Source organism: Bradyrhizobium arachidis (assembly GCF_024758505.1).
Classification (GTDB): domain Bacteria; phylum Pseudomonadota; class Alphaproteobacteria; order Rhizobiales; family Xanthobacteraceae; genus Bradyrhizobium; species Bradyrhizobium manausense_C.
On sequence record NZ_CP077970.1, the window covers coordinates 8,788,639 to 8,814,700 of the forward strand.

A 26,062-nucleotide genomic window follows, 5' to 3' on the forward strand; every position below is an offset into this window, starting at 1 on the left:
CTTGTCCTACGATGGACGGGGGGTTCGTACGCAGGCGATCCCTTCGCCCGAATGGATCGACAGCGCTTAGCGCACGCCGACGCGGTTGACCGGGCCGCCGCGGTTCATGGGCGTGCCGGCACGAACGCCGACGCCGGGCGCGCCGACACCGGGGGTGACGACGGCTGCCGCGGCAACCGGCGCGGCCGGCGCAACCACGACTGCCGCAGTCGGCCGCACCACGCAGCCCTTGGGTACGCCGACCGTCTTGCAGTACACCACCGCCTGCGCCGGCGCGCTCGCGAAGGTCACCAGCGCCACAACCGTCAGCCCAGCGCACAGCACGAATGCTTGTCTCAACATCTCTCCGCTCCTCATTGTCGTGCGGCTTGCGATGCGAACCACCGCTTCTCGCAGCCGACGTGCAGGCTAAATGGCAAAAGACGGCGCGCCGATACATGCCATGAAGATGGGGTACGACGCGTGCGCTGCTCGAGAAGGGCCTTTCCCGATGCCATGAACATGGCATGGCCCTGAGCGGACCTGCGCGACAAGTTCGCGCCGCTTGATTTCAAGCCGGACAACGAACCCCAATGAGGCCCCTCATGAAGATTTCAGTCATTGCTGCGCTGCTGCTTGCATCGACCATCCTGCCTGCGTCAGCCCAATCCGGACCCACGCCGCAAGAGCAGATGGCCTGCCGCGGCGATGCCAGCAAATTCTGTGCGGAGCATATCGGCAAGCCGCCGCAGATGAACGCCTGCCTGCGCGAGAACAAGGCAAAGCTGTCGGACTCCTGCCGCAAGGTCGTCGAGTCGCACGGCGGTTAGGCGCACGCTATTCCGGAGCGCGCTGAATGCGCGCCCGGACCAGCCCGCGTTAAGCGTCAGTCGTCGTCATCGGAGCCGAACAGCCTGATCTGCGGCAAGGCGGGACGGCGGCTTGCGATGAATTCGCGGGACTCGGAATCCTCGCGCACGCTGCGCGCGACGTCGTTCCAGTCGGTGCGGTCACGCGGCTCGCGCATCTCCTGACGGCGCCGCTCCGCCCAATGCTGCCGCCGCTCGGCCCGGCGCTGCTCGCGAGCTGCGCGCTTCACGTCGGACTCGCTCGCTTTGGCGTACGCATTTTCAGGCGCGGCAGGCGTCTCGCGCGCGGCCTGCTGCTCGGCGGGCTTTGCCGCTGGAGCTGCCGGCGCAGCAGCAGTGTTCGCCGTCTTCGCGTCATTGGCCGCGGGTGCCGGCACCGACGGTTCGGTACTCGCCGTTTTGGTCTGAGGCTCGGCTTGCGCGGGCGGCAGGATCGCCGCGCCGAATGCCTGCGAGCCCCTCAGATACTGCACGCGTTCGGATGGCGCACGTGCTGCAACGGCAGCCACCGGCTCCGTGCGCGCCTCATACTTGGCGGTGTCGGGACCCTGCTTGGACGTCACGGGATGCATGATGTTGCCGGCGATAAGGCCGCCGCCAAGACCAATGGCGATGGCCGCGACGATCGTTCCGGCGCCGACGAAATAGGCTGTCGAAGCGCGCATTGATCCACTCCCTCTTTGGAGCGGGCAACGCGTGGCGCAAATCGATGTTCCGGGAACGCGATGGACGGTCGGGAAAAAGCGGCAGTTCCGCCCGCGAAATGCGAGCGGAAGAGCCTGCGGGCGCGTCAGATCTGCTGTGCGACCTTCTCAAGCCCGATGATGCGGGCGAGCTTGCGGACCTCTTCCTTCTGGTCCTCGCGTAGCTGGAACAGCAGCGGCATCGCGGCCGACTTCAACTGCTGGACCTCCTGGCTGTCTGGATCGAGCTGCACGCCCTGCACTTGCGGATTGCTGAGCTTGTTCGCCTGAATCTTTCGCGCGACGTTGCGCAGCGCAGTCTCGACGGAGGGCCAGTAATATTCCTGCGACGAGGACAGCTTCAGCCGGTCCTTGATGCCGGCAATCTGCACGTCCGATAGCAGCGAGTAAGCTTTCTGCGGCTGCGGCTTTGCAACCACCTTCGGCTTGGCCGGCGCTTCGGAAGCCTGGGCCGGCGCCTCGGATGCGCTCGCCTTCGGCATCGGGAAATCGGACGGCGTGGCGGCGGCAAAGGCCTGGCGCAGCGGTTCGGTCAGAGCCGGCACCTGGACGGGCTCGATCGCGGCGGAGGCGAGCGCCAGGGTCGGAATGTTGAGCCGGTCGGCCTTGGCGGCGCGGTTGGTGACGAGCGGCTTCGGCGCGGGCTGGGCGGCGACCATCTCGGCGGTGACGGCAGGGACGCTGTCGCGGCCCAGAATGGCGGTGGCGACGGCGCCGAGGACGAGGATACAGGTCAGAACGACGATGGTGATGGCTTTCGACAAACGTCTCTCCGCGACCTGCTCTTCACGTTCACGTCAAAACTGCCCGGAAACTGGGCGGGAATTAAGGCGCAAGCTGTTGCGCGAGGCGACATCCGGCTGGATTGCGGCGACAAAGGCCGGAAAATTCAATGAAATCAGGCGGCTGCGGCGAGATCGTAGGCATCCTGGATGTCGGCGACGATCTCGGAGGCCTCCCACACCGCGCGCGGCTCGACCGATTGCAGGGTGACGGTCCAGTTACCGCCCCGGCGGGTGCGGGGCACGCTGACGATGTCGAAGCGCACCTTGCGGCAGAGCGGATGCCGCGCGAGCGCATGCGCCACGCGAACCCGGATTTCGTCGAGCGTTGCCCGCGTCTTGGTGGTGCTGAGAAAGTCGTAGTCCATCGCCTACCCCCTTTGGTCCTGACCGGCGGCCTTAAGGGGGATTCTGGGATCGCCATGGTTAATGTGCCGTTAAATGGCCTCCTTCGACGGCCTCGAACGCGCGGCATGGGGCGTGCGACCAAGCCGCATGTCAGTCACCAACGCGCGCGCGGCATCGGTCCGCATCCCGCTTCTGGCCTGTCTCGCGACCTCGGGGCTGGCGCTCGCGCTGGCCGCGTTCGAGCTGCCGATGTCGGACTTTCCCTCGGGCCTCGTGCTCGCGCTACTGCCGCTGCTGGTGGTGGCGTTTCCCCTCTGCGGATTGTGGTCGCTGTTTCTGCTGACGCGCATCCGCGCGCGCGGTGCAAAATTCGCCCTGCCCTTCGCCGTCTGCGTCGCGACGCTGGCCGCGCTCGCCTATGTCCCGTTCACGCAAATCTGGCTGCAGACGAACTTCTGGTGGCACCGCACGTCGCGCGAACGGATCGTCGCGCGGGTCGAAGCCGGCGAGCTCGTTCCGAACGTCGCGCACAACGCCCGGCTGATCGCGTTGCCGCGCGAGGCACGCAACGTATCGGCCGGCGGCGAGATCGTCGTCGATCAAGGCGGCGACGGCACCTACGTCCTGTTCCTCACCTTGCGCGGCTTCCGCCACACCTTCTCCGGTTTCCTGCACGTGCCGAAGGGCGGCGATGCCGCAAAATTCTTCGAGTTCGAGGACGAGCCGCCGCGGCAGGCCGTACGCTATGGCGAGCAATGGTACTTTGTCGCGAACTAGGCCCCGCCGGCCCCGCGATACTCCGACAGTGTGCGCGCGACGAGATCGTCGACGGCCGGGACATCCATCACGCCCGAGGTCGAATGACCGCCGCTCCAGATGTCGCGCCAGCGTTTTGGGCGGTTCTCGCGCGCGGTGATGTCGATATCCTTGCCGATGTCGATCGCGCCGCGCGCGGGCAGATCGTCGGGATCAAGACCGGCGGCGACGATCGATGGCTTCAGCATGTTGGTCTGAAGACCCGTGAACGCCGTGGTCAGCAGGATGTCGTCGGCACTCGCCTCCACAAGCATCTGCTTGTAGCGCTCGTCCGCCAGGCTCTCGCGCGTGGCGATGAATTTTGTCCCCATATAGGCGAGGTCGCAGCCGAGCACCTCGGCCGCATGCAGCGCATGGCCGTCGCTGATGCCGCCCGCGAGCACGATGACGCCGTCATAGAACGACCGCACCGCGCGCACGAAGGCGAACGGGTTGAGCCATCCGGTCTGACCGCCCGCACCGGCCGTGAGCAGCACGAGCCCATCGGCACCCGCTTCCGCCGCGCGCTCGGCGTGGCGGATCGAGGCGACGTCGGCGAACACCAGCGCGCCGGCATCATGCAGCGGCTTCAACACCGGCGCAGGCGAGCCGACGGAGGTGATGACGATCTCGGGCTTGTGACGCAGCAGCAGCTTCACATCCTGCTCCAGCCGGGCATTGGAACGGTGCACGATCAGATTCGGACAGACCGGCGCCGCCTTGCGGCCGCTTGTGTCGGCGTGCTGCTGCAGGCGCGTCTCGATCTCCGTGAGCCATTCGCCGAGTTGTTCCGTGCTGCGGCAATTCACGGTCGGAAAGCTGCCGATCACGCCGTTGCGGCACGCAGCCACGACGAGCTCGAGGCCTGACACGAGAAACATCGGCGCGGCGATCAGGGGAAGGGTCAATCGCTCGCGGAATCGATCGAGACGTTTCGATTTCAAGCGTTCCTCCGCGCTTCCAAGCCGCAGTCATTGTGCTAGCGTTGCCGACAACATTGGCACGGCAAGCGGCCGATGACAAAAACAACGAGGAAACAGATGTCCGATCCGCTCCACGCATCTCAACCGACTTGTGCGCAGACGCTACGCGCGCTGTCGCGCTACCCCGGCCGCACAGCGTTCAGTTGGCCCGGCGGTTCGATGACCTACCAGGGCGCCATCGACCTGATCGGACGGATCCAGGGCGTGTTCATGCGGCTTGGACTTCAGCCCGGCGCGCGCGTCGCGTTCCTCACCGCCAATCGCGCCGACACCTGGTGCGCCGGCAATGCCGCGCAATTGGCGCGCCTCTGCATCACCTGGCTGCATCCGCTGGGATCGCTGGAAGACCAGCTCTTCCAGCTCGAGGATTCCGAGGCCGAAGTGCTGGTGGTCGATGCGAGCGCCTTCCGCGATCGCGGCGGCGAGCTCGCTGCGAAGGCGGGCCGGCTGAAAGCGGTGTTCACCATGGGGCCAGCCGGCTACGGCGTCGATCTGCTGGCGGCGATCGAGAACGCGGGACACGCCAGCGCGCAGTGCCTCGCTGGCCTCGACGATCTCTCCACGCTGAACTACACCGGCGGCACCACCGGCAAATCCAAGGGCGCGTTGCGCTATCACCGCGAAAATGCTGGAGCCGCCGCCGCGATCCTCGCCGATTTCGAGATTCCCGACGCCGCGCGCTATCTCACGGTCGCGCCGATCAGCCATGTCGCGGGCACGAAGGTGCTGCCGACCCTGATGCGCGGCGGCACCGTGCACATGCTGAAAGGTTTTGATCCCGAGGCGGTGCTTGCGACGATCGCGCGCGAGCGCATCAACTTCACCCTGTTCGTACCGACCATGATCTATGTGCTGCTCGATCAGCCCTCGCTCGGCAAGACCGACCTGTCCTCGCTCGAGCTCGTGCTCTATGGCGCATCCGCGATGTCGCCAAGCCGGCTGGTCGAGGGCATCGAGCGCATCGGCCCGGTGTTCTCGCAGCTCTACGGCCAGACCGAATGCTATCCGGTCTCGGTGCTGCGCAAGTCGGATCACGATCCCAAGACGCCGGAGCTGTTCTTGTCGTGCGGCTTCCCGATCGCGGCGTGCGAGGTGAAAATCCTCGACGACGACGACCAGGAGGTGAAGACGGGCGATGCCGGCGAAATCTGCGTGCGCGCCCCGCATGTGATGGCCGAGTACTGGAAGCGTCCGGACATCACCGCGGAGACGCTGAAAAACGGCTGGGTGCACACCGGCGACATCGCGCGCAAGGACGAGCGCGGCTACATGTTCATCCTCGACCGCAAGAAGGACATGATCGTCTCGGGCGGCTTCAACATCTTTCCGCGCGAGGTCGAGGACGTGCTGTCGCAGCACGCCGACGTCGCGATGGTTGCGGTCGTCGGCATACCCGACGACAAGTGGGGCGAAGCGGTCACCGCGATCGTCGTGCCGCGTGACGGCGCGAACCCCAATGCGGACGAGCTGATCAACCTCGTGAAGTCGAAGAAGGGATCGGCGCATGCGCCGAAGCAGATCCAGTTCGTCAAGCAGTTGCCGATGACCGGCGTCGGCAAGGTCGACAAGAAGGTGCTGCGCGCGAGCTTCTGGAGCGGGCGAGACCGGATGGTGGGGTAAAACTATAGCGTTCTAGTTTCGAGGTTTGCAACCATTCGTACCCAGCACCGGATGACCAACCCGGGGTTTTACGGTCTCGCTGTGACCCGCAAACAACAGCGAGCAAGGGACTTTTCGGACACCACACCCGCGCAATTGCAGGGGATTCGGCGAATCACCTAGACCGCCAATGGGGCTGGGGAAGCGGAGTGTAAGCATGAGAGTCGCTTCCCTGGAAAGTGCGGTGGCCGCGATCACGTTGATCACGGCTATCATAGTCCTGCTGTGGGAGATCAAGATCTTTTACGGCATGTGAAGGCAGGACGTCGGCGTCGAACAAGAGGCCTCCGATCAAGAAGAGGTTCGCGACAGGCATCCCTTCCGCGGCGGCGGAAGCCTGCCCTTCAAGTCACTCCCCGAGCACGCGCCGATCGGCGATGTACGCGAAGCTGCGGGACAAGCCCGGCTATCACCGCTTCTCAATCACCAGACTCTGCACTGCCCGACCGAAATAGCCTTGCCTGTCGGCAAGCCGCGACATCGCGAGTCCCGCGCCATCAGGGCCGATCCAGGAGTCGCCATCGAGCAAAATCCATTCGCCGACCGGCTGCCGCGCAAAGCTCACCGTGAGGTCGGCATTGATGTAGGTCCAAGCGCGAAAATCCAGCGTCGACGCGGTGCCGTTGGAAAAATCCGCCGCGACCACGGCGCGCATCGCCTGCGAGACCGCCGATCCCTCGATCAGCGGATGATCGACGCGGAACCAGATCGCGCCGGCGCCAGCCTGGCCGAAGCGGCCGCGGGCGGCGCGCATCGACACCGAGCGCACGAACGGGCTGGTGGCGGCGTGGCCATCCTCGACCAGCGACTCTTCCGGCGACGGCAGGGTCACCGGCAGCTCCTTGACGTCGTCGGGGAGCATGAGCGCCTGCCGCTTGATCTTCAGCACCGTGGCCCCGACCACCACGACACCGTCGGCCAAAAGCTTGATGCCGCAAAGCTGGATTTTTCGGCCCTCGCGCAGCACCTCGGTCGCAATCGTGAGCGGCGCCACGGGCACCGGACGCATCAAATCAATGGTGACGCGCGCGATGTCCATCGCGACCTGCGTCGGAATCCGCTCGGCCGCCCACACCACGAGCGAAGCCGGCGCCGAACCGTGCTGCATCCGCGGATCCCAGGGACCCGCGGCGTCGGGGCTGGTGACGACGCTGTTGCCGTCGACACGGAAGATGGGGGGCATCGTGCGTTCTCTATTGGCTGGACGCTCGGAGTTCAGAAGTACGTGTCGTCCTGGCGAAAGCCAGGACCCATAACCCCAGGGAGTGGTTGTGGCGCGAGACTGGTAACCACGAGTCTTCGCCAAACTTCTCCCTGTGGCTATGGGTCCCGGATCGGCGCGCGCTTAAGGCGCGCTTGTCCGGGACGACGGCGATTACAACGGCGGATCGACGGCTTCGTCATATTCCTTCTTGAAGCGCGCGATCAGCTCGGCAGCCGGCATGACCTTCTCGACGCTGCCGATGCCCTGGCCCGAGCCCCAGATCTCCTTCCAGGCCTTTGGCTTGGCGCGCTCGCCGGACGCATCGGTGCCGAAATTCATCTTGGAGGGATCGGAGGTCGGCAGGTTTTCGGGATCCATGCCTGCGGCGAGGATCGACGGCTTCAGATAATTGCCGTGCACGCCGGTGAAGAGGTTGGAGTAGACGATGTCGTCGGCCGTCGAGGAGGCGATCATCTCCTTGTACTTCTCGACCGCGTTGGCTTCCTTGGTGGCAATGAAGGCCGAGCCGATATAGGCGAAGTCGGCGCCGAGGATACGCGCGGCGCGGATCGCCTTGCCGTTGCCGATCGCGCCCGACAGCGCGATTGGGCCGTCGAACCACTTTCGCGTCTCGGCCACGAAGGCGAGCGGCGAGATCACGCCGGCATGGCCGCCGGCACCGGCCGCAACCAGGATCAGGCCGTCGGCACCCTTCTCGATCGCCTTGTGCGCGAATTTCTGGTTGATCACGTCGTGGAAGACGATGCCGCCCCAGCCGTGAACGGCCTGGTTGAGCTCCTCGCGCGCACCCAGCGAGGAGATGATCATCGGCACCTTGTATTTGGCGCAAAGCTGCATGTCGTGATCGAGCCGGTTGTTCGACTTGTGCACGATCTGGTTGACGGCGAACGGCGCCGACGGCCGCTCCGGATGCGCGCGGTCATAGGCCGCGAGCTCCTCGGTGATCCGCGCCAGCCATTCGTCGAGCAGTTCCGGCGGACGCGCGTTCAGCGCCGGGAACGAGCCGACCACACCCGCCTTGCACTGCGCGATCACGAGATCAGGCACGGAGATGATGAAGAGCGGCGAGCCGATGACGGGGATCGACAGGCGTCCCTTGAACAGGGCAGGCATGGACATTGCGAAATGGTCCTCTCTAGGCGGTCTAAATTGCGGGTTGGCGTCCATACCAACAAGGCAATCTTTCCACTGTCAAGTATTGCGTTTGCACGCCGCGTGGCGGGTGCCGTCGCCGCAATTTCGACCAGCGGAATTCACCGAATTGGGCGCCGCGCCACTCTCACGCAATCAGATCGGGATTGATCAGCCGCTCGAAGGAGAACATCTCGTCCCACTTCTCCTGCGTCAGCAATTTGCGCTCGACCACCACGATCTGGTGCAGCGACTTGCCGCTCTTGTAGCCCTCGCGCGCGATCTCGGCGCATTGCTTGTAGCCGAGCAGCGGCTTCAGCACGGTGACGATGCCGAGCGAGTTGAGCACCATGTTGCGGGTGTGCTCCTCGTTGGCGGTGATGCCGACCACGCAGTTCTCGCGCAGGCTGTTGACCGCGCGCTCCATGGTGCGGATCGAGAAGAACAGCGCAAACGAGATCACCGGCTCCATCACATTGAGCTGAAGCTGGCCGGCGGAGGCCGCCAACGTCACCGTGGTGTCGAGCCCGATGACGAGAAAGCTCGTCTGGTTGACGACCTCGGGGATGACGGGGTTGACCTTGCCGGGCATGATGGACGAGCCCGGCTGCAATTGCGGAAGGTTGATCTCGTTGAAGCCGGCGCGCGGACCCGAGGCAAGCAGGCGGATGTCGTTGCAGATTTTCGTCAGCTTGCTCGCGGTGCGCTTGAGCACGCCGGAGAGCTGCACATAGGCGCCGGTGTCGGAGGTTGCTTCCACGAGGTCGCCGGCGAGCACGAAGTCGACGCCGGTCAGCGCGCTCAAATGCCGGACCGCGAGTTTTGGATAGCCGACCGCAGCCGTGACTGATGTGCCGATCGCGGTGGCGCCGAGATTGATCTCACGCAGCAGCGCACGCGCTTCCGAGATGCGGTCGACCTCCTCGCCGATGGTGGTGCCCCAGCCGCGGAATTCCGCACCTAACGACATCGGCACGGCATCCTGGAGATGGGTGCGGCCCATCTTCAGCACGCGGTCGAACTCGCGGCCCTTGGCGAAGAACGCCTCCTGCAATTGCCGTAGCGCAGTCATGTAGCTCTCGAGCCGCAGGATCAGCGCGAGGCGGAAGGCGGTCGGATAGGTGTCGTTGGTGGACTGGCCGTAATTGACGTGGTCGTTCGGGCTGACCTGCTGGTAGTCGCCCTTCGCAAAGCCAAGCGATTCCAGCGCGAGATTGGCGATGACCTCGTTGGCGTTCATGTTGGTCGAGGTGCCGGCGCCGCCCTGGATGAAGTCGGTGACGAACTGATCCATCATGTCGCCGGCGATGACGCGGTCGCAGCCGAGGATAATGGCATCGGCGACTTTTGCGTCGACCGCGCCGAGATCGCGGTTGGCCATCGCGGCGGCCTTCTTCACGTAGCCGAGCGCCTTCACGAAGTAAGGCTCCTGGCTCATCGGAATGCCGGTGATGTGGAAGTTCTCCTTCCCGCGGATGGTCTGGACGCCGTAGTAGATGTCGTCGGCGATCTCACGCTGTCCGAGGAAGTCCTGCTCTGTGCGGCTCATGAGATGCTCCTTGTCCGATGCTTCGAGCTTTGCGCGCCGATATCCATCACCTATTGGCACAGCGCGCGCGTGACGTAGGTGTCGGTGCGGCAGTCGTCCGGCTTGCGCTGCCGGCCGGGGATCAGGACCTTGGCCGAGCACTTTTCCGCGGAGTCGGCGTTGAGGCTCTTGCCTTCCTGGTAGCCTTTGCTCTGGCAGAGCTGGTCGGCGGCCGCCTTGCAGTCGGGCGCGCCGTTGGGCGAGGCCGGGCAGGACACGCGGCCCGAGATCATGACCGAGGGTTTTGCCAGGCGCGACAGCGCATCCCCGGCGTCCTTGGCGGTCTCGCCGGGACTTTTGATCGGTGGCAGGATGGAGGGCAACTTGTCGAACAGCTTGCCCATTTCGTTGATCAGGCCGGGATTTTCCTCGCGCGCAGGCGGCGCCGACGGTGCTGATGTCACCGGCTGCGGCGGTGCCTGGGGCCCGGCCTCCTGGAGCCCGAGCGCCGGCGGCGCGGAAGGCGAAGGAGCCGTCGCCTGCGGCCACCCGCGTCCGGCGGTGCCGAGCAACACGGACAACAACGTACAAAGAGCCATCGCTGGTCGTGCCACCGGATTGCCGGATCGAACCATCATGGATGCAACCGTAACCGAAGCCAGCGCGGCGGCAAAGCGCCGGTGCAACGCCAAATGACTCGATCTAGATCAGCTTAACCGCGACGACGAAGCCGAGCACCAGCACGACGGCGCCGATCGTCACCCACAGTCCGAGGTGCTCCTCGAGCTTGTGCCGGATCCAGTCGCCGTAGCGGTTGAGCAGGATCGCCGCGACGAAGAAGCGGCCGCCGCGCGCAACGATCGAGCACAGGATGAACAGGCCGATATTGTAGCCGGCGAAGCCCGAGGTGATCGTCACGAGCTTGTAGGGGATCGGCGTCAGGCCCTTGAGCAGGATGATCACGGCGCCCCACTCGGCGTAGGAGGCGCGGAAAGCATCGACCTTGTCGCCGAGGCCGTAGACCTGGATCAGCCAATGGCCGATCGAGTCAAAGAGCAGCGCACCGATGGCGTAGCCGAGGATGCCGCCGAGCACCGAGGTTGCGGTGCAGACGGTGGCATAGAGCCAGGCGCGCTGCGGGCGCGCCAGCGACATCGGAATCAGCATCACATCCGGGGGGACCGGGAAGAAGGAGCTTTCGGCGAAAGACACGGCTCCCATGATCCAGAGCGCGTAAGGCTTATGGGCGGCGTCGATGCACCAGTCGTAGATACGTTTCAGCATGGCGCCGCGATGAAGCACCATGGGACCGATTTGTCCATGGCGAGATAGGGACCGCTTTGTGGTGTTTCTCTGGGCCTAGTGCCGCTTGCGGGCGCTTCGGCCTTCCAGCGCGACAATTGGCCGCCGCGCGGCAACGCGAGGTGACGCGACTTTGGGCAGTTTCACCGGGGATTTCGGCAGCTTCTCGGCGATGCCGAGCATGTCCTCGCGCCGCGCCATTTCGCGCCAGACGTCCTCGGGACGGACGCCCGCGGAAGCCCAGAGCACGGTGAGGTTGTAGAGCAGGTCGGCGCTTTCCCGGATCACGGCATCGCTGTCGCCATGGACCGCATCGATCACGACCTCGATGGCCTCCTCGGCCAGTTTTTTCGCCATTTTGGCAGGGCCGCGCTGAAACAGCCGCGCGGTGCGCGATGTTGCCGGATCAAGGTCCCTGGCCGCGAGCACAGCCAGATATAGCCGCTCAAGCGAATCACTCATGGTACTCAAAACTACTCGAAACAAATGGCGAGCGTGTTAACGTCCAGCAATTAAAGCAAAAAACAGGCCGGCACCGCAAGCGCGCCGGCCTGTCTTGGTCAACGTCTGGTTGATCGATGGCTATGGCCGATCGGTTAGTAGCAAGCGTAGCCGGACCAGCCGTGGGAACAGACCTTGGTGTAGCCGCCATATTGCTCTGGCGGCGGGCCGTAATAATAGGGGCTGGGGGCGTAATACGCCGGGGCCTCGCTGTAGTAGTAACCGGGACCCGGACCATAGGCGTAGGCATCGCGGGTGGCTGCGATCGCAAGGCCGGTCGCGGCAAGGCCGAAGACCGCGGCGGCCGCGGCGCCGCCGCCACCACCGTGCCAGTGACGGCCGCCCGCGTAAGAGGCGGTGGGCGCAGCGGCGGTCAAAGCGACCACTGCCGCGGTGGCAAGAACGGCCTTGCGGCCGACAAGTCCAGAAAATCGATCGAACATCTCAAAGACCTCCGTGGCGCCTGCGGACAGGCTCATCCCTCTCAAACCCCCAGATCCCATCTTGGGTTCCCCAACCCCAACGCAAGATGAACGCGACAAAAACTCGCTGAAAGATTGCGAAATCGTGACGCATTCCGCTCATCAGCCGTTCAGGTTTGATCGGACATACTGACAGCCGCCGGCGCTTTGCAGCGTCACCAAGAACACTCAACGAAAGTCCGGCATGACCTGATGCGCGTGTGTCCGAGATCCGTCTTCCGCAGTCTGCTGACGCTCTGGATCGGCCTTGCGGCCCTGCTCTGTCCGTCTGCGCGCGACGCGCAGGCTGCGGACGCCGTCCAAAACATTGCGATCCAATTTTCGTTCGACCGTGCACTGGATTCCAGCATGGCGCCGTTCTTCGTCGCGCAGCGCAGTGGCCTGTTCAGCGCCGAGCATCTCGGCGTCTCGTTCAACCACGCGGCCGGCTCGCCCGAGGCGCTCGCGCGCGTCGGCAAGGGCGACAGCGACCTCGCGCTCGTCGACATCAACGAGTTGATCCGCTTTCGCGACAAGCCCGACGCACCGGCGGTCAAGGCGGTGTTCGTGCTGTTCAATCGCGCGCCCTACGCGATCGTTGCCCGCAAGAGCCGCGGCATCCACGCCCTGTCGGATCTCGAAGGCAAGATCGTGGGCGTGGCCGACAGCGACCTGTCGTTCCGACTCTGGCCCGCGCTCGTGCAGCGAAACGGCATCAACGCCGCGCATGTGAAATTCTACAAGATGAGCGCCGCCGTGCGCGAACCGATCCTGTCCGCCGGACAGGTCGATGCAGTCGCGGGCTTCTCCTATCTGTCGGCCGTCAATTTGCGCGACCGCGGCGTGCCCTCCGGCGACCTCGTGGTGCTGCGCTATGCTGATCACGGTTGCGAGGCCTATGGCTTCGCGGTGGTGGTCAACCCGGCCTTTGCGGCAGCGAAGCCCGACGCCGTGAGAGGGTTCGTGCGGGCCCTGATCGCGGGCGTCAATGCGACCGTGAAGGAGCCGGAGCGCGCGGTCGACGACGTCGTCAGTCGCATGGAGAGTGGCGTGCGCGACCTGGAGCTCGAGCGTCTGCGCACCGTGCTCGCCGACAACATCCTCACCGAGGACGTCCGGCGTAACGGCCTCGGCGACATCGACCCGGCGCGGCTGGAGCGCGCGATCGACCAGATCGGACAGGACTTCAAATTCCGCAAGCGGCCGGTCGCGAGCGACATCTTCGACGGATCGTTTCTGCCGCCGGTAGGCGGGCGGCTGATCAATTGAGTAAAACTGACGGCTTCCGCCGTATCCCGCTATCTCTGCCGGGCCATCCCTGATTAGAATGTCGGTCCGTCCGAGCCAGGCCCGAGTTCCCGCACCGCATGTCCATCCTCCGCCTCTACACCCGCGTCCTTGAGCTGCTCGGCAAAGAGGCACGGCTGGGCTGGCTGCTGGCGGTCGCCAATTTGCTGCTCGCGGCGTCGCAATTCGCCGAGCCCGTGCTGTTCGGCCGCATCATCGACGTGCTCTCGGGCAAGACGGTCGCGGGCTCCAACTCGGCTTGGCCGTTCCTGTTGGCCTGGGTGGCGTTCGGGCTGTTCACCATCGCATGCAGCGCGCTGGTGGCGCTGCACGCCGACCGGCTCGCCCACCGCCAGCGCCAGGCGGTGCTGACCAGTTATTTCGAGCACATCCTGCAACTGCCGCTAACGTTCCACTCCGGCACCCATTCGGGGCGGCTGATGAAGGTGATGCTCAACGGCACCGACGCCTTGTGGCGGCTGTGGCTCGGCTTCTTCCGCGAGCACTTTGCCGCCATCCTGTCGGTGGTCGTGCTGTTGCCGCTGTCGCTCTATCTGAACTGGCGGCTCGCGATCCTGCTGTTCGTGCTCTGCATCGTGTTCACGGTGCTGACGACCTTCGTGGTGCGCAAGACGTTTGGCATGCAGATGGCGGTCGAGGAGCACTACAGCGAACTCTCCGCGCGCGCCTCCGATGCGCTCGGCAACGTCGCACTGGTGCAGAGCTTCGTGCGCGTCGAATCCGAGGTGAAAGGACTGCGCTCCGTCGCCGACGAACTACTGGCCGCGCAGATGCCGGTGCTGTCGTGGTGGGCGCTGGTCACCGTCATCACCCGAGCCTCCACCACCATCACGGTGCTGGCGATCTTCACGCTCGGCATCGCGCTGCACGACCAGGGCCTGACCTCCGTCGGAGACATCGTGATGTTCGTGAGCTTTGCAACGCTGCTGATCCAGAAGCTCGAACAGGTCGTCAGCTTCATCAACAACGTCTTCATGGAAGCGCCGCGCCTGCGCGAATTCTTCAACGTGCTGGACGCGGTGCCGGCGGTGCACGACCGGCCCGATGCGATTGACGCAGGGAGGCTTTCGGGCCTCGTCGAGTTCAACGACGTCACCTTCTCCTATGACGGCAAGCGGCCGGCGGTCGAAGACCTCTCCTTCACCGCGCTTCCCGGACAGACCATCGCACTGGTCGGTTCGACCGGTGCCGGAAAATCCACCGCGATCGCGCTGCTGCATCGCGCCTTCGATCCGCAGTCCGGCTTCATCAAGATCGACGGCATGGACGTGCGTGGGCTCACGCTGACGTCGCTGCGGCGGAACATCGGCGTGGTGTTCCAGGAGGCGCTGCTGTTCAACCGCTCGATCGCCGAGAACCTGCGCGTCGGCAAGCCGGACGCGACGGACGCCGAGATGCGGATTGCCGCGGAACGCGCGCAGGCGCTCGAATTCATCGAGCGCAGCGGCGGCTTCGAGACCAATGCCGGCGAGCGCGGCCGCATGCTGTCCGGCGGCGAGCGGCAGCGGCTGTCGATTGCCCGCGCGCTCCTCAAGGACCCGCCGATCCTGATCCTGGACGAAGCCACCAGCGCGCTCGACGCGGTCACCGAGACCAAGGTCAATGCGGCTCTCGACGAAGTGATGCGGGGCCGCACGACATTCGTGATCGCCCACCGCCTCTCCACCATCCGCCACGCCACCAAAATCCTGGTGTTCGAGAATGGGCGCGTGATCGAAAACGGAACTTTCGATGAACTCGTCGCCAAAGGCGGCCATTTTGCCGAGCTCGCCAAGGCCCAGTTCATGGTGCAGGAGAATGCACGGGCGAGCATGAGTGCGGCCGAGGCCGCCGCGTCTGCGGTGAAGTCACGGTAAGGACTGCCGAAATTCGGCCTATTTCATCGCTGAATACCACGCCAAGGCCCCTATTCTCGACGCACGAGCCGGTATAGGTTTGCACCGCCGCAAGCGGCGGCGCCGAATACGCTTTCAAGCCCGAAACTCAGATCATGAGGACCGCCGTATCAGGCCGTTCTCCAAGGACCGGAATCGGATAGTGCACTTCTTTCGCCCGCTGCTTCGCGCATCTGTCGTCAACCTGTTCCTTGCGGCCGCAACGCTGGCCGTCGTCGCGCCGCGCGCGGCGAACGCCGAAGCGCTGCTGCTGATCGAAGCCGACAGCGGCAAGGTCCTGCAGGCCGAGAACGCGACCATTCCCTGGTATCCGGCTTCCGTCACCAAGATCATGACGGCCTATGTGACGCTGAAGGCGGTGAAAGACGGCAAGCTCACCCTCGACACGCTGCTGACGGTGTCGCCGGTTGCGGCCTCGCAGTCGCCGTCGAAGATGGGTTTCCGTCCGGGAACACAGGTCACCGTCGACAACGCGCTGAAGATGATGATGGTCAAGTCGGCGAACGACATGGCCGTGGTGCTCGCCGAGGGCGTCGGCGGTTCAGTCGACGGATTCTCGGCGATGATGAACCAGACCGCGCAAAAGCTGGGCATGACGCAGACGAGCTACGTCAACCCGAACGGCCTGCCCGCCGACGGCCAGATCACCTCGGCGCGCGATCTCGGAATTCTGTCGCGCGCGGTGCTGCGCGACCTGCCGGAATACGAATATTTCATGCACATCCCCGCGATCCGCTTCGGCAAGCGCGTCACGGGCAATTTCAACAAGCTGATCGGCCGCTATCCCGGCGCCGACGGTTTCAAGACCGGCTTCATCTGCGCCTCCGGCTACAACCTCGTCGCCTCGGCAACGCGCAACGGACGCCGGCTGATCGCGGTGGTGTTAGGGGCCAATTCCGGCACCGCGCGCGCGGTGAAGGCGGCGCAGCTCTTGGAGCGCGGCTTCTCGCAGGATGGGTTGTCCTGGCTGCGGCCTGCGCTCGGCACGGTCGACAATCTCGTGCCGGTCGACGCCTCGCCGCCGAACCTGCGTGAGGACATGTGCGGCGGCAAACGCAAGCGCCCGGCAAGCGACGATGACGACGCGCTGATCGCGACCAATGGCGGCTCCGCTGGCTCGGGTGCTTTGACCGGCGGCGCGGCGCAGGTCACGTTCTTCACCGCCGGCCTGCAACCGCCGCTGATGAAGGCCTCCGATCTGCTCGCCTCTGCGGCTGCGCCTGTCGAGCCCGTCCCGGTCTATACCGGCCCGACCCGCACCGGCGCAGCCCTGATCGCGGCGGTCGCCGCCGACGCCGACCAGCAGGCGACGCCGCGTCGCGGCAAGAAGTCGCGCGTCGCGGCGCACAAGCCCGACGCCGGCGAAAAGCCCAAAGAAGCCAAATCAGACGCCAAGCAAAACGCCAAGCCGGATGCCAACAAGCCGGATGCCAAAACGGCGGCCAAGCCGGCCTCGATCAAGCATGCCAACGCCAAGCCCGCGTCCGCCGTCAAACCCGCGGAAAAACCGGCGACCAGCGGCGATGCGAAGCCCGCCGCCAAGCCGAAGGCCGCCACCAAGCCCCCGGCCAAACCCAAGACCAACGGCTAGCGTCACCAGCCAACAGCACAACCGGCAGGCACGTGGTTAACCGCCGCGGCCGGCCGGTCTTTGCGACGATTCCAGTAGCCACCCCCACCCCATTGCCCTAAGCCTCAACGGCTTGCCTTGGGGTTCGGCAGGCACAATACTGCCGACAATGAGGCAAGCCCGAAACGACACAACGGGCCCGAAGTCCAAGGAGGGGAGTACCAATGGAGCGTATCTGGCTCAAACAATATCCGCCCGGCGTGCCCGCTGATATCGAGCCGACGCAATATGCATCGCTCGTCGATCTCCTGGAGGAGAGCTTTGCGAAATTTTCCGATCGCAAGGCCTTCATCTGCATGGACAAGGCGATCACCTATCGCGACCTCGACCAGCTCTCGATGGCGCTTGCCGCCTATCTGCAAAGCAAAGGGCTGCAACGCGGCGCGCGCGTCGCGATCATGATGCCGAACGTGCTGCAATATCCGGTGGCCACCGCGGCCGTGCTGCGCGCGGGTTTCGCGGTCGTCAACGTCAATCCACTCTACACCCCGCGCGAGCTCGAGCATCAGCTCAAGGATTCCGGCGCCGAAGCCATCATCGTGCTGGAGAACTTTGCCCACACCGTCCAGCAGGTGATCAGCAAGACCGCTGTGAAGCACGTCATCATGGCCAGCATGGGCGACCTGCTCGGCTTCAAGGGCATGATCGTCAACCTGGTCGTGCGCAAAGTGAAGAAGATGGTGCCGGCGTATTCGATTCCCGGCGCGGTGCCCTTCAACGAGGCGCTGTCGATCGGCCGCTCCGCGACCTTCAACAAGCCGAAACTCTCCCCCGGCGACGTCGCGTTCCTGCAATATACCGGCGGCACCACCGGCGTCTCCAAGGGCGCCACCCTGCTCCATCGCAACATCGTCGCCAACGTCTTGCAGAACGACGCGTGGCTGCAGCCGGCGCTGAAGAAGCCGCCGATCGTCGACAACATGATCATCGTCTGTGCGCTGCCGCTCTATCACATCTTCGCACTGACGGCGTGCTACCTGCTGGGCGTGCGCTCCGGCGGCACCAATCTGCTGATCCCGAATCCGCGCGATATGGCCGGCTTCGTCAAGGAGCTGCAGAAATATCAGGTCAGCTTCTTCCCGGCCGTCAACACGCTCTATAACGGCCTCCTCAACACGCCCGGCTTCGACAAGCTCGATTTCTCGAAGCTGAAAATCTCCAACGGCGGCGGCATGGCGACGCAGAAGGCGGTCGCCGAGAAATGGCTGAAGACCACCGGCTGCACCCTGTCGGAAGGCTACGGTCTGTCGGAGACCTCGCCGACGCTGACCTGCAACCGGGCCGACATCGAGCAGTTCTCGGGCACGATCGGCCTCCCGGTGCCGTCCACCTATCTTTCGATCCGCGACGATGACGGCAACGAAGTGCCGCTCGGCGAGTCCGGCGAGATCTGCGCCAAGGGCCCGCAGGTGATGGCCGGCTACTGGAACCGTCCGGACGAGACGGCAAAGGTGATGACCGCGGACGGCTATTTCCGCACCGGCGACATCGGCGTGATGGACGAGAAGGGCTACACCAGGATCGTCGATCGCAAGAAGGACATGATCCTGGTCTCCGGCTTCAACGTCTATCCGAACGAGATCGAGGAAGTGATCGCGGGTCATCCGGGCGTGCTCGAATGCGCCGTGATCGGCATTCCGGATTCGAAGTCGGGCGAAGCAGTGAAGGCCTTCGTGGTCAAGAAGGACCCGAACCTCACGGCCGAGAGCGTGATCAAGTTCTGCCAGGAGCAGCTCACCGGCTACAAGGTGCCCAAGCACATCGAGTTCAGGACCGAGCTGCCGAAGACCAATGTCGGCAAGATCCTGCGTCGCGAGCTGCGCGACGAGAAGAAGGCCCAGGCGGCGTAAGCCGACACGCGGACCGTGCCTGGGATTCCTGACCCGACACCTGCCGGCGTCCTCGCCTTCTGGCGAGAGGCCGGCAGCGAGCGCTGGTACAAGCGCGACGACGCCTTCGACACCGAAATCCGCGACCGCTACCTGGATGTGTGGCGCAAGGCGGCCGCAGGCGAGCTGTCCTGCTGGGAAGACAGCGATGACGGCACGCTCGCGCTCGTCATCGTGCTCGACCAGTTTCCCCGCAACATGTTCCGCGGCGATCCACGCACCTTCTCAACCGATGCGCTGGCGCGCGAGGTGGCGCGCCGTGCGCTCGGCCGCGGCGTCGACACGCGGATCGATCCGACCTTGCGCGAATTCCTCTATCTGCCCCTCATGCATTCGGAGCATCTGGGAGACCAGCTTCACTGCGTCGCGCTGTTCCGGGCGATCGGCGATGCCGAGAACCTGAAATATGCCGAGGAGCACGCCGACATCATCAGCCGCTTCGGCCGTTTCCCTCACCGCAACCCCGTGCTGGGCCGAACCATGACGGCTGAGGAACAGGATTTCCTCGACAAGGGCGGCTTTAGGGGCTGATGACATCACGTTGAGCGGGCCGCTATGCGCGCCAGCAATATTGTGCAGGCCCGCCGCCCGGTCTACAAAGCGGAACCGAATTTTTGGGAGACAGTACGATGGCGATCCAAGTTGGCGACAAGCTGCCCGATGCGAAGTTTCGCGTGATGACGGCTGATGGCGTGCAGGTCAAATCGACCGACGACATCTTTGGGGGCAAGAAGGTGGCGCTGTTCGCGGTGCCCGGCGCCTACACCGGCACCTGCCACAAGATGCATCTGCCGAGCATCTTCCTCAACGCCTATGCCATGAAGGACAAGGGCGTGAACACCATCGCCATCGTCTCGGTCAACGACGCCTTCGTGATGAACGCCTGGAAGCGCGACACCGACCAGCGCGACGAAGCGATCTTCCTCGCCGACGGCAATGCCGACTTCGCCAAGGCGATCGGCATGGAATTAGATGCCTCCGGCAACGGCCTCGGCATCCGCTCCAAGCGCTACTCGATGCTGGTCGAGAACGGCGTGGTGAAGAAGCTGAACCTCGAGGCGATGCCCGGCAAGGTCGAGGTGTCGGGCGGGGATACGCTGCTCGGGCAGCTCTGAAGACTGGTAGCCACACTGACAATTGTCATCGCCCGCGAAGGCGGGCGATCCAGCATTCCAGAGACAGTTGTTATTGAGCCGATAGGCCGCGGCGTACTGGATCGCCCGGTCAAGCCGGGCGATGACGGCGGAGCGCGTGGAAAGAGCTAGCGCCCGCCCTACTCTTCCCTCACCCGCGTCTGCATCCGCGCCATCGCAACACCATCACGTGCCAGTTGATCGGCACGCTCGTTCTCGGGGTGGCCGGCGTGGCCCTTGACCCAGTGCCAGCGCACCTCATGCGCTTTGAGCGCAGCGTCGAGGCGCTGCCATAGCTCGACATTCTTGACCGGCTTCTTGTCTGCGGTGCGCCAGCCATTGCGCTTCCAGCCATGGATCCAGCCGGTGATGCCCTGCCGGACATACTGGCTGTCGGTATAGAGATCGACCGTGCAGGGCTTCTTCAGTGCTTCCAGCGCGGAGATCGCCGCCATCAACTCCATCTGATTGTTGGTGGTGTGGCGCTCGCCGCCGTTCAGCTCCTTCTCCTTGTCGCCGAACTTCAGGATCGCGCCCCAGCCGCCGGGCCCGGGATTTCCCGAGCAGGCGCCGTCGGTAAAGATGGTGACGTTGGGCAGCGCGCTCACGCGACTAGTCCTGACGGCGCAAGGCCGTAGTCGCGCACGCTTGAAACGCTCTGGTGGAAGCGCAGCTTGCGGACATATTCCTGCGGATCCTTCGGGCGCACCAATGCGCCCGGCGGCACGTTGAGCCAGTCGACCAGCCGCGTCAGCAGGAAGCGGATCGCCGCCCCCCGCGCCAGCAGCGGCAGCGCGGCCTCCTCGGCGTCGGTCAGCTTGCGCTCGCGGCCATAGGCATTGAGGAAGGCGCGCGCCTTGGTGACGTTGAAGGAATGGTCGGGCTCAAAACACCAGGCATTGAGGCAGATCGCAACGTCATAGGCCAGCATATCGTTGCAGGCGAAAGTGAAGTCGATCAGGCCGGAGAGCTGGTCGCCGAGGAAGAAGACGTTGTCGTTGAAGAGATCGGCGTGGATCACGCCGTCCGGCAGGCTCGTCGGCCAGACGCCGCTCTCGAGATAGTCGAGCTCGGCGCTGAGAAACGCGCGCAGCCCCGGCTGCACCTCGTCGGCGCGGGCGGCAGCCGCGTCAAATAGCGGACGCCAGCCGGAGACGGAGAGCGCATTGGGACGCCGAACCGCAAAGTTGCGGCCGGCGAGGTGCATCTTCGCCAGCGCCTGGCCGACGCCGGCGCAATGCGTGGCGTTCGGCTTGCGCGGCCAGACGCCTTCCAGGAACGTGATGATCGCGGCCGGCCGCCCGGCGAGCTCGCGCAACGCCTCGCCATCCCTGCCCTTCACGGGCAAGGGGCAGTTGATGCCGTGCTCGGCGAGATGCGTCATCAGCGCGAGGAAGAACGGCAGATCGTTCTTCGCGACCCGCTTCTCGTACAGCGTGAGGATGTACGACCCCTTGCTGGTGTGCAGCAGGAAGTTGGAATTCTCCACGCCTTCAGCGATGCCCTTGTAGGACAAGAGCTCGCCGAGGTCGTACTGGCTCAGATAATCCGCAAGGTCGTCGGCGGCGACGTCGGTATAGACCGCCATAAAAGATTACTCGGCGGCGGCTTCGGGGCGCAGTGAGCGCGGCAGCGGGAAGAACTCGTTCTCTTCCGCAGCCGACACCGTCTCCACATGCAGCGTGTAACGCTCGGCGAAGGCGTCCATGATCTCCTCCACAATCACCTCCGGCGCGGATGCGCCCGCGGTGATGCCGAGGCTGGTGATGTTGCTGAAGCGATCCCAGTCGATCTCGGTGGCGCGCTGCGCCAGCACCGCGACCTTGCAGCCCTCGCGCTCGGCGACCTCGCGCAGGCGCTGCGAGTTCGACGAGTTCGGCGCACCGACGACGATCAGCGCGTCGACGACCGGCGCCACCTTCTTCACCGCGAGCTGGCGGTTGGTGGTGGCGTAGCAGATGTCTTCCTTGTGCGGCCCGTTGATGTTCGGGAAGCGCTCCTTCAGGAGCGCCACGATCTCCGCGGTGTCGTCGATCGACAGCGTGGTCTGGGTCACGAAGGCGAGGTTGTTGGGGTCCTTCGGCGCCACGGTCTTGGCGTCCTCAGCGGTCTCGATCAGGGTCACGGCGCCAACCGGGAGCTGGCCGAGGGTGCCGACCACTTCCGGATGGTGCGAATGGCCGATCAGAAAAATCTCGCGGCCGCGCTTGAAGTGGATGGCGGCCTCGCGGTGCACCTTGGTCACCAGCGGGCAGGTCGCGTCCAGCGAGAACAAATTACGGGTCTGGGCATCGGCCGGGACCGATTTCGGCACGCCATGGGCCGAGAACACCACCGGCGCGGTGGTATTTTCCGGGATTTCGGCCAGTTCCTCGACGAAAATCGCGCCCTTCTTCTTCAGCCCGTCCACGACGTATTTGTTGTGCACGATCTCGTGGCGGACATAGACCGGGGCCCCATAGATGGTGAGTGCCCGTTCCACGGTATCGATGGCCCGCACCACCCCGGCGCAGAAGCCGCGGGGAGAACAAAGCACGATTCTAAGGTCTGGTTTGGCTGACATGAAGCGATCTCGGGACCGAATCACCCCTAAGCCAGGAGGCCGGGAACGGTCGATATGGGGCTACGACTTACGGTATTCCTAGGACTTGGGCCCCCTTTCGGGCGCTGTCAAGGCACTATAGCAGAACCATTGCGCCCGAGGCCCCCCAGGGCTTATATAGCGTGAATTCCCGTCATCGCTGATGACCACCGGTTTCGCCTCCAAAGAGGTGGGCGAAGCACAAAGGAGATTTGCCATGAGCAACGCACCTCTGATGCCCAAGGCGACCGCCGTCTGGCTGCTCGATAACACGGCGCTGACTTTCGACCAGGTCGCCGATTTCACCAAGATGCACCCGCTGGAGGTGCGCGCCATCGCCGATGGCGACGCCGCCCAGGGCATCAAGGGCATGGACCCCATTTCCAACGGCCAATTGACCCGTGAGGAGATCGAAAAGGGCGAGAGGAACCAAGACTACCGGCTCCGCCTCCAGGAGAGCAAGGTCGTGCTGCCGCCCCAGCCCAAGCGCAAGGGGCCGCGCTACACCCCGGTGTCCCGCCGCCATGAACGTCCCAGCGCCATCCTTTGGCTGCTGCGCAACCATGCCGAGCTGAAGGACGCCCAGATCATGCGCCTGGTCGGCACGACCAAGAGCACGATCGCGAGCGTCCGCGACCGCACCCATTGGAACACCTCCTCGCTGACCCCGATCGACCCCGTCACCCTCGGCCTCTGCTCGCAGATCGAGCTCGACTTCGAGGTCGCGCGCGCCGCCAAGGAAAAGCCGCTCGACGCAGCCTATGGCGGCGCCACGCTGCTGCCGGCCTCCGAGACCACCAAGAAGGAGCCGGAATACGAGGGCGCGGAAAAGTCGAGCGACGACCTCAACGTCGACGCCGTGTTCGCCAAGCTGAAGACGCTCGGCGGCAAGAAGCAGGACGACGAGGAGTAGTCGCCCTCGTCTCGCGACATGGTTCGAACGCGGCAGGGCAACCTGCCGCGTTTTTGTTTTTGAGGGGCGGGCGCGGTCCAATGCTAGTTGGGAACGCGTTATTCCGACTTTGCATGGAATTCCGTGAGCCAACCGGGCATGCTGCAGCCGATCCAGCTCGGACGGAGAGGCTGACAATATGGAGCTGAAGTGGCTGGAGGATTTTCTGAGCCTCGCCCGCACGCGCAGCTTCTCGCGCGCCGCCGAGGAACGGCACGTCACCCAGTCCGCCTTCAGCCGCCGCATCCAGGCCCTGGAATTGTGGCTCGGCGTGTCGCTGATCGACCGCAGCAGCTACCCGACCACGCTGACCGCGGAGGGGCGCCAGTTTCTCGAGACCGCGGAAGAGACCGTGCGCATGCTGCATGCGAGCCGCCTCAACCTCCAGGCCAGCACGCGGCCAAGCACGCAGGTCGTCGCGGTCGCGGCGCTGCATACGCTCTCGCTCCGGTTCTTTCCGCGCTGGTTTCGCAGAGTGGAGGAACAAGTGGGCGAGCTCGGCAGCCGTCTCTTGCCGGACGATTTCCATAGCTGCCTGCAAGCCATCGTCGAAGGCAGTTACGATTTCCTGCTCACCTTCCATCATCCCAACGTGCCGATCCCGCTCGAGCCGGAGCTCTATCCCCATATCGTCGTCGGCGACGACAGTTTCGTTGCCGTGCGCAGCGCGACGCTGACGCGCGGCGCGGACGGCGCGCCGCTGCCGCTGCTCAGCTACGCCTCGAACTCGTTTCTCGGACGTGTCGCGACCTTCGCGCAGGCGCAGGCCGGTGCGCCGCCAGTCCAGGTCGCCCACACCAACGAGAATGCGATGGCCGAAGCTCTCAAATTCATGGCGATCGAGGGGCACGGGCTCGCCTGGCTGCCGCGCAGCCTCGTGGCCCGCGAGCTGGAAGACGCTGCGCTCGTCGCGGTCGGACCGGAGATTCCGCTCGAGGTCAGGCTCTATCGCAGCACGCGGCGGACCCGCCCGATCGTCGACAAGGTCTGGAACGCGGCGCGAGCGCTCGCATCCGAAACCATGCAAAATTCGAATAGGGCTGACTGACACGGCATTGGATTTGGCCGCACCTAGCGCGCATCCTTCTTTCGGAAACGAGGAGATCGCGATGCTTGGCGTGCTGGGTGGCATGGGCCCGATGGCCACTGTGGATTTCATGGCCAAGGTGATCAAGAGCACGCCTGCGTCCTGCGATCAGGATCATATCGAGATGGTCGTGTGCTCGGCCACCGGCGTGCCGGATCGAACGGCTGCGATCCTCGCGCATGGCCGCGATCCCCTCCCCGCCATGCTGGACGGTCTGCGCCGCCTCGAAAGTTCGGGCGCGCGCTGCATCGCCATCCCCTGCAACACCGCACATTGTTGGCACGGCGCGCTACAGGCAAAGACCTCGGTGCCGATCTTGCACATCGTGGACGCCGTGGCCGACACGCTGGCGCGTCGGGGAATGACGGGGACGACGATTGGCGTGCTCGCGACCGACGGCACCGTGCATGCGGAGGTTTACCAGACGCAACTCGCCGCGCGCGGTCACACGTGCCTGGTGCCGGACGCCAAGGCGCAGGTCAGCATCATGCAGGCGATCCGTCTCGTGAAAGCGGGGCGCGTCAGTGAAGCCGGCGCGATCCTGCGTCGCGAAGCCGAAGCGCTCGTCGATCGCGGCTGCGCGCTGGTCGCCATGGCCTGCACCGAGATTCCGCTGGCGCTTGCCGATGTCGACGCTGAGCTGCGGACGCGATTGCTGGATCCGACCGAAGCGCTGGCACGGGCCTGCGTCGAGGCGTGTCTGGCCGCGTCGAAGATGCCGACGACCGAGGCTGCGTAGCTCAACTCTCGCCAGGACCGGGCGGGCGCTTACCCCAGCTCGATCTCCTCGCCCACCTCATGGCTGAGGCCGACGCCGTCGATGGTCAGCACCATCCTCGCCTTGAGCTTTTCGTTACCCTTGAGCTTGCCGCTCGCGATCGCATCGCGCACGGCCTTCTCGATCTCGCGCTGCGACGTGACGCCGACCTGCTTGAGGAATTTGCGCAAGGACGTGTTGAACAGGTCCTCGTTCATGACGGCCTCCTGGGGTTAGGGGCGCTCCGGATGGTTCAGCATGTACTCGCCGAGATCGCGCTGGCGCCGATCGGCGCGGGCTGTAGCAGCGTTGCGCTGGACGTCACGGTCCTTTCGGCACGCAACGTATTCCGGCGAGCCCTGCGCGTAGCCGCGGCTCTGGCAGACCGCGTCGTCGTCGTCACCACCCATGGCCACCGGGGTCTGGTTGCGCGCGGCGCAGGCAGCGAGCGCGACGGCGAGAAGTGCTGCGGTAAGAAGACGCGACGCGGTAGTAACGGATGGCATGCAAGGTCCCTCAATTGCGGGCACTCTGTAGCGCGGAATGAGGAGAATGTAAGTCTA

At 64.8% G+C, this 26,062-nt stretch carries 29 protein-coding genes; 12 read left to right on the forward strand and 17 right to left on the reverse strand.

Annotated elements, in window-relative coordinates; translation table 11 throughout:
- Window positions 1-66 precede the first annotated feature (66 nt).
- Entirely contained in the window at window positions 67-342 is a 276-nt protein-coding gene (locus tag KUF59_RS40945; protein ID WP_212462186.1) for a hypothetical protein, read from the reverse strand.
- Window positions 343-584: 242 nt separating this feature from the next.
- Here KUF59_RS40945 and KUF59_RS40950 point away from each other — a divergent pair, with 242 nt between their 5' ends.
- Window positions 585-809 (forward strand): cysteine rich repeat-containing protein, encoded by a 225-nt coding sequence (locus KUF59_RS40950; RefSeq protein WP_212406783.1) that lies wholly within the window; start codon window positions 585-587, stop codon window positions 807-809.
- Between the two features lie 56 nt (window positions 810-865).
- Here the strand turns inward: KUF59_RS40950 and KUF59_RS40955 are convergent, their stop codons facing one another.
- The 3 genes from KUF59_RS40955 to KUF59_RS40965 form a co-directional block, all read right to left on the reverse strand.
- Window positions 866-1,513 carry a hypothetical protein gene (locus KUF59_RS40955; RefSeq protein WP_212462185.1) on the reverse strand — a complete coding sequence of 216 codons (648 nt, stop codon included), beginning with the start codon at window positions 1,511-1,513 and terminating at the stop codon, window positions 866-868.
- Window positions 1,514-1,638: 125 nt separating this feature from the next.
- On the reverse strand, window positions 1,639-2,316 hold the full coding sequence (locus KUF59_RS40960) for a hypothetical protein (RefSeq protein ID WP_212462184.1): 678 nt from the start codon (window positions 2,314-2,316) through the stop codon (window positions 1,639-1,641).
- A gap of 134 nt (window positions 2,317-2,450) precedes the next feature.
- Window positions 2,451-2,702 (reverse strand): hypothetical protein, encoded by a 252-nt coding sequence (locus KUF59_RS40965; RefSeq protein WP_212462183.1) that lies wholly within the window; start codon window positions 2,700-2,702, stop codon window positions 2,451-2,453.
- Between the two features lie 127 nt (window positions 2,703-2,829).
- Here KUF59_RS40965 and KUF59_RS40970 point away from each other — a divergent pair, with 127 nt between their 5' ends.
- Window positions 2,830-3,459, forward strand: coding sequence for a hypothetical protein (locus KUF59_RS40970; protein WP_212462182.1), 630 nt, complete (start codon window positions 2,830-2,832; stop codon window positions 3,457-3,459).
- On the opposite strand, the gene KUF59_RS40975 is transcribed toward KUF59_RS40970, so the two are convergent.
- Window positions 3,456-4,421: an NAD(P)H-dependent flavin oxidoreductase gene (locus KUF59_RS40975; protein WP_212462181.1), complete on the reverse strand. Its 966-nt coding sequence runs from the start codon at window positions 4,419-4,421 to the stop codon at window positions 3,456-3,458. The genes KUF59_RS40970 and KUF59_RS40975 overlap by 4 nt on opposite strands.
- 96 nt (window positions 4,422-4,517) lie before the next feature.
- Between KUF59_RS40975 and KUF59_RS40980 the strand changes: the two genes are divergently transcribed.
- Window positions 4,518-6,080 carry an AMP-binding protein gene (locus KUF59_RS40980; RefSeq protein WP_212462180.1) on the forward strand — a complete coding sequence of 521 codons (1,563 nt, stop codon included), beginning with the start codon at window positions 4,518-4,520 and terminating at the stop codon, window positions 6,078-6,080.
- A 448-nt stretch (window positions 6,081-6,528) separates the two neighbouring features.
- Here KUF59_RS40980 and KUF59_RS40985 read toward each other — a convergent pair whose 3' ends face one another.
- The 7 genes from KUF59_RS40985 to KUF59_RS41015 form a co-directional block, all read right to left on the reverse strand.
- Window positions 6,529-7,302, reverse strand: a complete 774-nt coding sequence (locus KUF59_RS40985) for a thioesterase family protein (protein WP_212462179.1) — start codon at window positions 7,300-7,302, stop codon at window positions 6,529-6,531.
- 192 nt (window positions 7,303-7,494) lie between these two features.
- The gene (locus KUF59_RS40990) at window positions 7,495-8,463 is read right to left on the reverse strand and encodes an NAD(P)H-dependent flavin oxidoreductase (protein WP_212462178.1); all 969 of its coding nucleotides are present in this window, start codon (window positions 8,461-8,463) and stop codon (window positions 7,495-7,497) included.
- Window positions 8,464-8,623: 160 nt separating this feature from the next.
- Window positions 8,624-10,024, reverse strand: coding sequence for an aspartate ammonia-lyase (locus KUF59_RS40995; protein ID WP_212462177.1), 1,401 nt, complete (start codon window positions 10,022-10,024; stop codon window positions 8,624-8,626).
- 50 nt (window positions 10,025-10,074) lie between these two features.
- Window positions 10,075-10,641, reverse strand: coding sequence for a hypothetical protein (locus tag KUF59_RS41000; RefSeq protein WP_212462176.1), 567 nt, complete (start codon window positions 10,639-10,641; stop codon window positions 10,075-10,077).
- 64 nt (window positions 10,642-10,705) lie between these two features.
- Entirely contained in the window at window positions 10,706-11,308 is a 603-nt protein-coding gene (locus tag KUF59_RS41005; protein WP_212462175.1) for a YqaA family protein, read from the reverse strand.
- A 54-nt stretch (window positions 11,309-11,362) separates the two neighbouring features.
- Window positions 11,363-11,767 (reverse strand): phosphoribosyl-ATP diphosphatase, encoded by a 405-nt coding sequence (gene hisE, locus KUF59_RS41010; protein WP_212462174.1) that lies wholly within the window; start codon window positions 11,765-11,767, stop codon window positions 11,363-11,365.
- Window positions 11,768-11,901: 134 nt separating this feature from the next.
- A complete protein-coding gene (locus tag KUF59_RS41015) occupies window positions 11,902-12,249 on the reverse strand; it encodes a hypothetical protein (RefSeq protein ID WP_212462173.1) in 348 nt (115 codons plus the stop codon).
- A 231-nt stretch (window positions 12,250-12,480) separates the two neighbouring features.
- Here KUF59_RS41015 and KUF59_RS41020 point away from each other — a divergent pair, with 231 nt between their 5' ends.
- The 6 genes from KUF59_RS41020 to KUF59_RS41045 all read left to right on the forward strand — a co-directional run bounded on the left by KUF59_RS41020 (window position 12,481) and on the right by KUF59_RS41045 (window position 20,104).
- Window positions 12,481-13,536, forward strand: coding sequence for an ABC transporter substrate-binding protein (locus KUF59_RS41020; protein WP_212462172.1), 1,056 nt, complete (start codon window positions 12,481-12,483; stop codon window positions 13,534-13,536).
- Between the two features lie 98 nt (window positions 13,537-13,634).
- Window positions 13,635-15,431 carry a glucan ABC transporter ATP-binding protein/ permease gene (locus KUF59_RS41025; protein ID WP_258768012.1) on the forward strand — a complete coding sequence of 599 codons (1,797 nt, stop codon included), beginning with the start codon at window positions 13,635-13,637 and terminating at the stop codon, window positions 15,429-15,431.
- 181 nt (window positions 15,432-15,612) lie between these two features.
- On the forward strand, window positions 15,613-17,061 hold the full coding sequence (locus KUF59_RS41030) for a D-alanyl-D-alanine carboxypeptidase family protein (RefSeq protein WP_212462170.1): 1,449 nt from the start codon (window positions 15,613-15,615) through the stop codon (window positions 17,059-17,061).
- Window positions 17,062-17,264: 203 nt separating this feature from the next.
- Window positions 17,265-18,950, forward strand: coding sequence for a long-chain fatty acid--CoA ligase (locus KUF59_RS41035; protein WP_212462169.1), 1,686 nt, complete (start codon window positions 17,265-17,267; stop codon window positions 18,948-18,950).
- A gap of 15 nt (window positions 18,951-18,965) precedes the next feature.
- The gene (locus KUF59_RS41040; protein WP_212462168.1) at window positions 18,966-19,520 is read left to right on the forward strand and encodes a DUF924 family protein; all 555 of its coding nucleotides are present in this window, start codon (window positions 18,966-18,968) and stop codon (window positions 19,518-19,520) included.
- Between the two features lie 98 nt (window positions 19,521-19,618).
- Window positions 19,619-20,104, forward strand: coding sequence for a peroxiredoxin (locus tag KUF59_RS41045; protein WP_212462167.1), 486 nt, complete (start codon window positions 19,619-19,621; stop codon window positions 20,102-20,104).
- 158 nt (window positions 20,105-20,262) lie between these two features.
- Here the strand turns inward: KUF59_RS41045 and rnhA are convergent, their stop codons facing one another.
- From rnhA to ispH, 3 genes are read right to left on the reverse strand one after another with little or no spacing between them, the layout of a single operon-like run.
- Complete coding sequence (rnhA, locus tag KUF59_RS41050) at window positions 20,263-20,730, reverse strand: ribonuclease HI (protein WP_212462166.1); 468 nt, start codon at window positions 20,728-20,730, stop codon at window positions 20,263-20,265.
- Entirely contained in the window at window positions 20,727-21,710 is a 984-nt protein-coding gene (locus KUF59_RS41055) for a homoserine kinase (RefSeq protein WP_212462165.1), read from the reverse strand. The genes rnhA and KUF59_RS41055 overlap by 4 nt, the downstream gene beginning before the upstream one ends.
- A gap of 6 nt (window positions 21,711-21,716) precedes the next feature.
- Window positions 21,717-22,685: a 4-hydroxy-3-methylbut-2-enyl diphosphate reductase gene (gene ispH / locus KUF59_RS41060; protein ID WP_212462164.1), complete on the reverse strand. Its 969-nt coding sequence runs from the start codon at window positions 22,683-22,685 to the stop codon at window positions 21,717-21,719.
- Between the two features lie 235 nt (window positions 22,686-22,920).
- Here ispH and KUF59_RS41065 point away from each other — a divergent pair, with 235 nt between their 5' ends.
- The 3 genes from KUF59_RS41065 to cuyB all read left to right on the forward strand — a co-directional run bounded on the left by KUF59_RS41065 (window position 22,921) and on the right by cuyB (window position 25,481).
- On the forward strand, window positions 22,921-23,616 hold the full coding sequence (locus KUF59_RS41065; protein ID WP_212462163.1) for a DUF1013 domain-containing protein: 696 nt from the start codon (window positions 22,921-22,923) through the stop codon (window positions 23,614-23,616).
- A 178-nt stretch (window positions 23,617-23,794) separates the two neighbouring features.
- On the forward strand, window positions 23,795-24,703 hold the full coding sequence (locus tag KUF59_RS41070) for a LysR family transcriptional regulator (RefSeq protein ID WP_212462162.1): 909 nt from the start codon (window positions 23,795-23,797) through the stop codon (window positions 24,701-24,703).
- 61 nt (window positions 24,704-24,764) lie between these two features.
- Window positions 24,765-25,481: a cysteate racemase gene (cuyB, locus tag KUF59_RS41075; protein ID WP_212462161.1), complete on the forward strand. Its 717-nt coding sequence runs from the start codon at window positions 24,765-24,767 to the stop codon at window positions 25,479-25,481.
- Between the two features lie 29 nt (window positions 25,482-25,510).
- Here the strand turns inward: cuyB and KUF59_RS41080 are convergent, their stop codons facing one another.
- Window positions 25,511-25,717 (reverse strand): DUF6494 family protein, encoded by a 207-nt coding sequence (locus KUF59_RS41080; RefSeq protein ID WP_212462160.1) that lies wholly within the window; start codon window positions 25,715-25,717, stop codon window positions 25,511-25,513.
- A 15-nt stretch (window positions 25,718-25,732) separates the two neighbouring features.
- A complete protein-coding gene (locus KUF59_RS41085; RefSeq protein ID WP_212462159.1) occupies window positions 25,733-26,005 on the reverse strand; it encodes a hypothetical protein in 273 nt (90 codons plus the stop codon).
- Between the last annotated feature and the right edge of the window lie 57 nt (window positions 26,006-26,062).

Excerpts from the sequence above, each read along its gene's own strand:
- KUF59_RS41070 (WP_212462162.1), top strand. The coding sequence starts at position 23,795 with ATGGAGCTGAAGTGGCTGGAGGATTTTCTGAGCCTCGCCCGCACGCGC.
- cuyB (WP_212462161.1), top strand. The coding sequence starts at position 24,765 with ATGCTTGGCGTGCTGGGTGGCATGGGCCCGATGGCCACTGTGGATTTC.
- KUF59_RS40995 (WP_212462177.1), bottom strand. The coding sequence starts at position 10,024 with ATGAGCCGCACAGAGCAGGACTTCCTCGGACAGCGTGAGATCGCCGAC.
- KUF59_RS41035 (WP_212462169.1), top strand. The coding sequence starts at position 17,265 with ATGGAGCGTATCTGGCTCAAACAATATCCGCCCGGCGTGCCCGCTGAT.
- KUF59_RS41020 (WP_212462172.1), top strand. The coding sequence starts at position 12,481 with ATGCGCGTGTGTCCGAGATCCGTCTTCCGCAGTCTGCTGACGCTCTGG.
- KUF59_RS40970 (WP_212462182.1), top strand. The coding sequence starts at position 2,830 with ATGTCAGTCACCAACGCGCGCGCGGCATCGGTCCGCATCCCGCTTCTG.
- KUF59_RS41080 (WP_212462160.1), bottom strand. The coding sequence starts at position 25,717 with ATGAACGAGGACCTGTTCAACACGTCCTTGCGCAAATTCCTCAAGCAG.
- KUF59_RS40965 (WP_212462183.1), bottom strand. The coding sequence starts at position 2,702 with ATGGACTACGACTTTCTCAGCACCACCAAGACGCGGGCAACGCTCGAC.
- KUF59_RS41085 (WP_212462159.1), bottom strand. The coding sequence starts at position 26,005 with ATGCCATCCGTTACTACCGCGTCGCGTCTTCTTACCGCAGCACTTCTC.
- KUF59_RS41000 (WP_212462176.1), bottom strand. The coding sequence starts at position 10,641 with ATGATGGTTCGATCCGGCAATCCGGTGGCACGACCAGCGATGGCTCTT.
- ispH (WP_212462164.1), bottom strand. The coding sequence starts at position 22,685 with ATGTCAGCCAAACCAGACCTTAGAATCGTGCTTTGTTCTCCCCGCGGC.
- KUF59_RS41015 (WP_212462173.1), bottom strand. The coding sequence starts at position 12,249 with ATGTTCGATCGATTTTCTGGACTTGTCGGCCGCAAGGCCGTTCTTGCC.
- KUF59_RS41045 (WP_212462167.1), top strand. The coding sequence starts at position 19,619 with ATGGCGATCCAAGTTGGCGACAAGCTGCCCGATGCGAAGTTTCGCGTG.
- KUF59_RS40945 (WP_212462186.1), bottom strand. The coding sequence starts at position 342 with ATGTTGAGACAAGCATTCGTGCTGTGCGCTGGGCTGACGGTTGTGGCG.
- KUF59_RS41065 (WP_212462163.1), top strand. The coding sequence starts at position 22,921 with ATGAGCAACGCACCTCTGATGCCCAAGGCGACCGCCGTCTGGCTGCTC.
- KUF59_RS41055 (WP_212462165.1), bottom strand. The coding sequence starts at position 21,710 with ATGGCGGTCTATACCGACGTCGCCGCCGACGACCTTGCGGATTATCTG.
- KUF59_RS40950 (WP_212406783.1), top strand. The coding sequence starts at position 585 with ATGAAGATTTCAGTCATTGCTGCGCTGCTGCTTGCATCGACCATCCTG.
- KUF59_RS40990 (WP_212462178.1), bottom strand. The coding sequence starts at position 8,463 with ATGTCCATGCCTGCCCTGTTCAAGGGACGCCTGTCGATCCCCGTCATC.
- KUF59_RS41005 (WP_212462175.1), bottom strand. The coding sequence starts at position 11,308 with ATGGTGCTTCATCGCGGCGCCATGCTGAAACGTATCTACGACTGGTGC.
- KUF59_RS40980 (WP_212462180.1), top strand. The coding sequence starts at position 4,518 with ATGTCCGATCCGCTCCACGCATCTCAACCGACTTGTGCGCAGACGCTA.
- KUF59_RS40985 (WP_212462179.1), bottom strand. The coding sequence starts at position 7,302 with ATGCCCCCCATCTTCCGTGTCGACGGCAACAGCGTCGTCACCAGCCCC.
- hisE (WP_212462174.1), bottom strand. The coding sequence starts at position 11,767 with ATGAGTGATTCGCTTGAGCGGCTATATCTGGCTGTGCTCGCGGCCAGG.
- KUF59_RS40955 (WP_212462185.1), bottom strand. The coding sequence starts at position 1,513 with ATGCGCGCTTCGACAGCCTATTTCGTCGGCGCCGGAACGATCGTCGCG.
- KUF59_RS41025 (WP_258768012.1), top strand. The coding sequence starts at position 13,635 with ATGTCCATCCTCCGCCTCTACACCCGCGTCCTTGAGCTGCTCGGCAAA.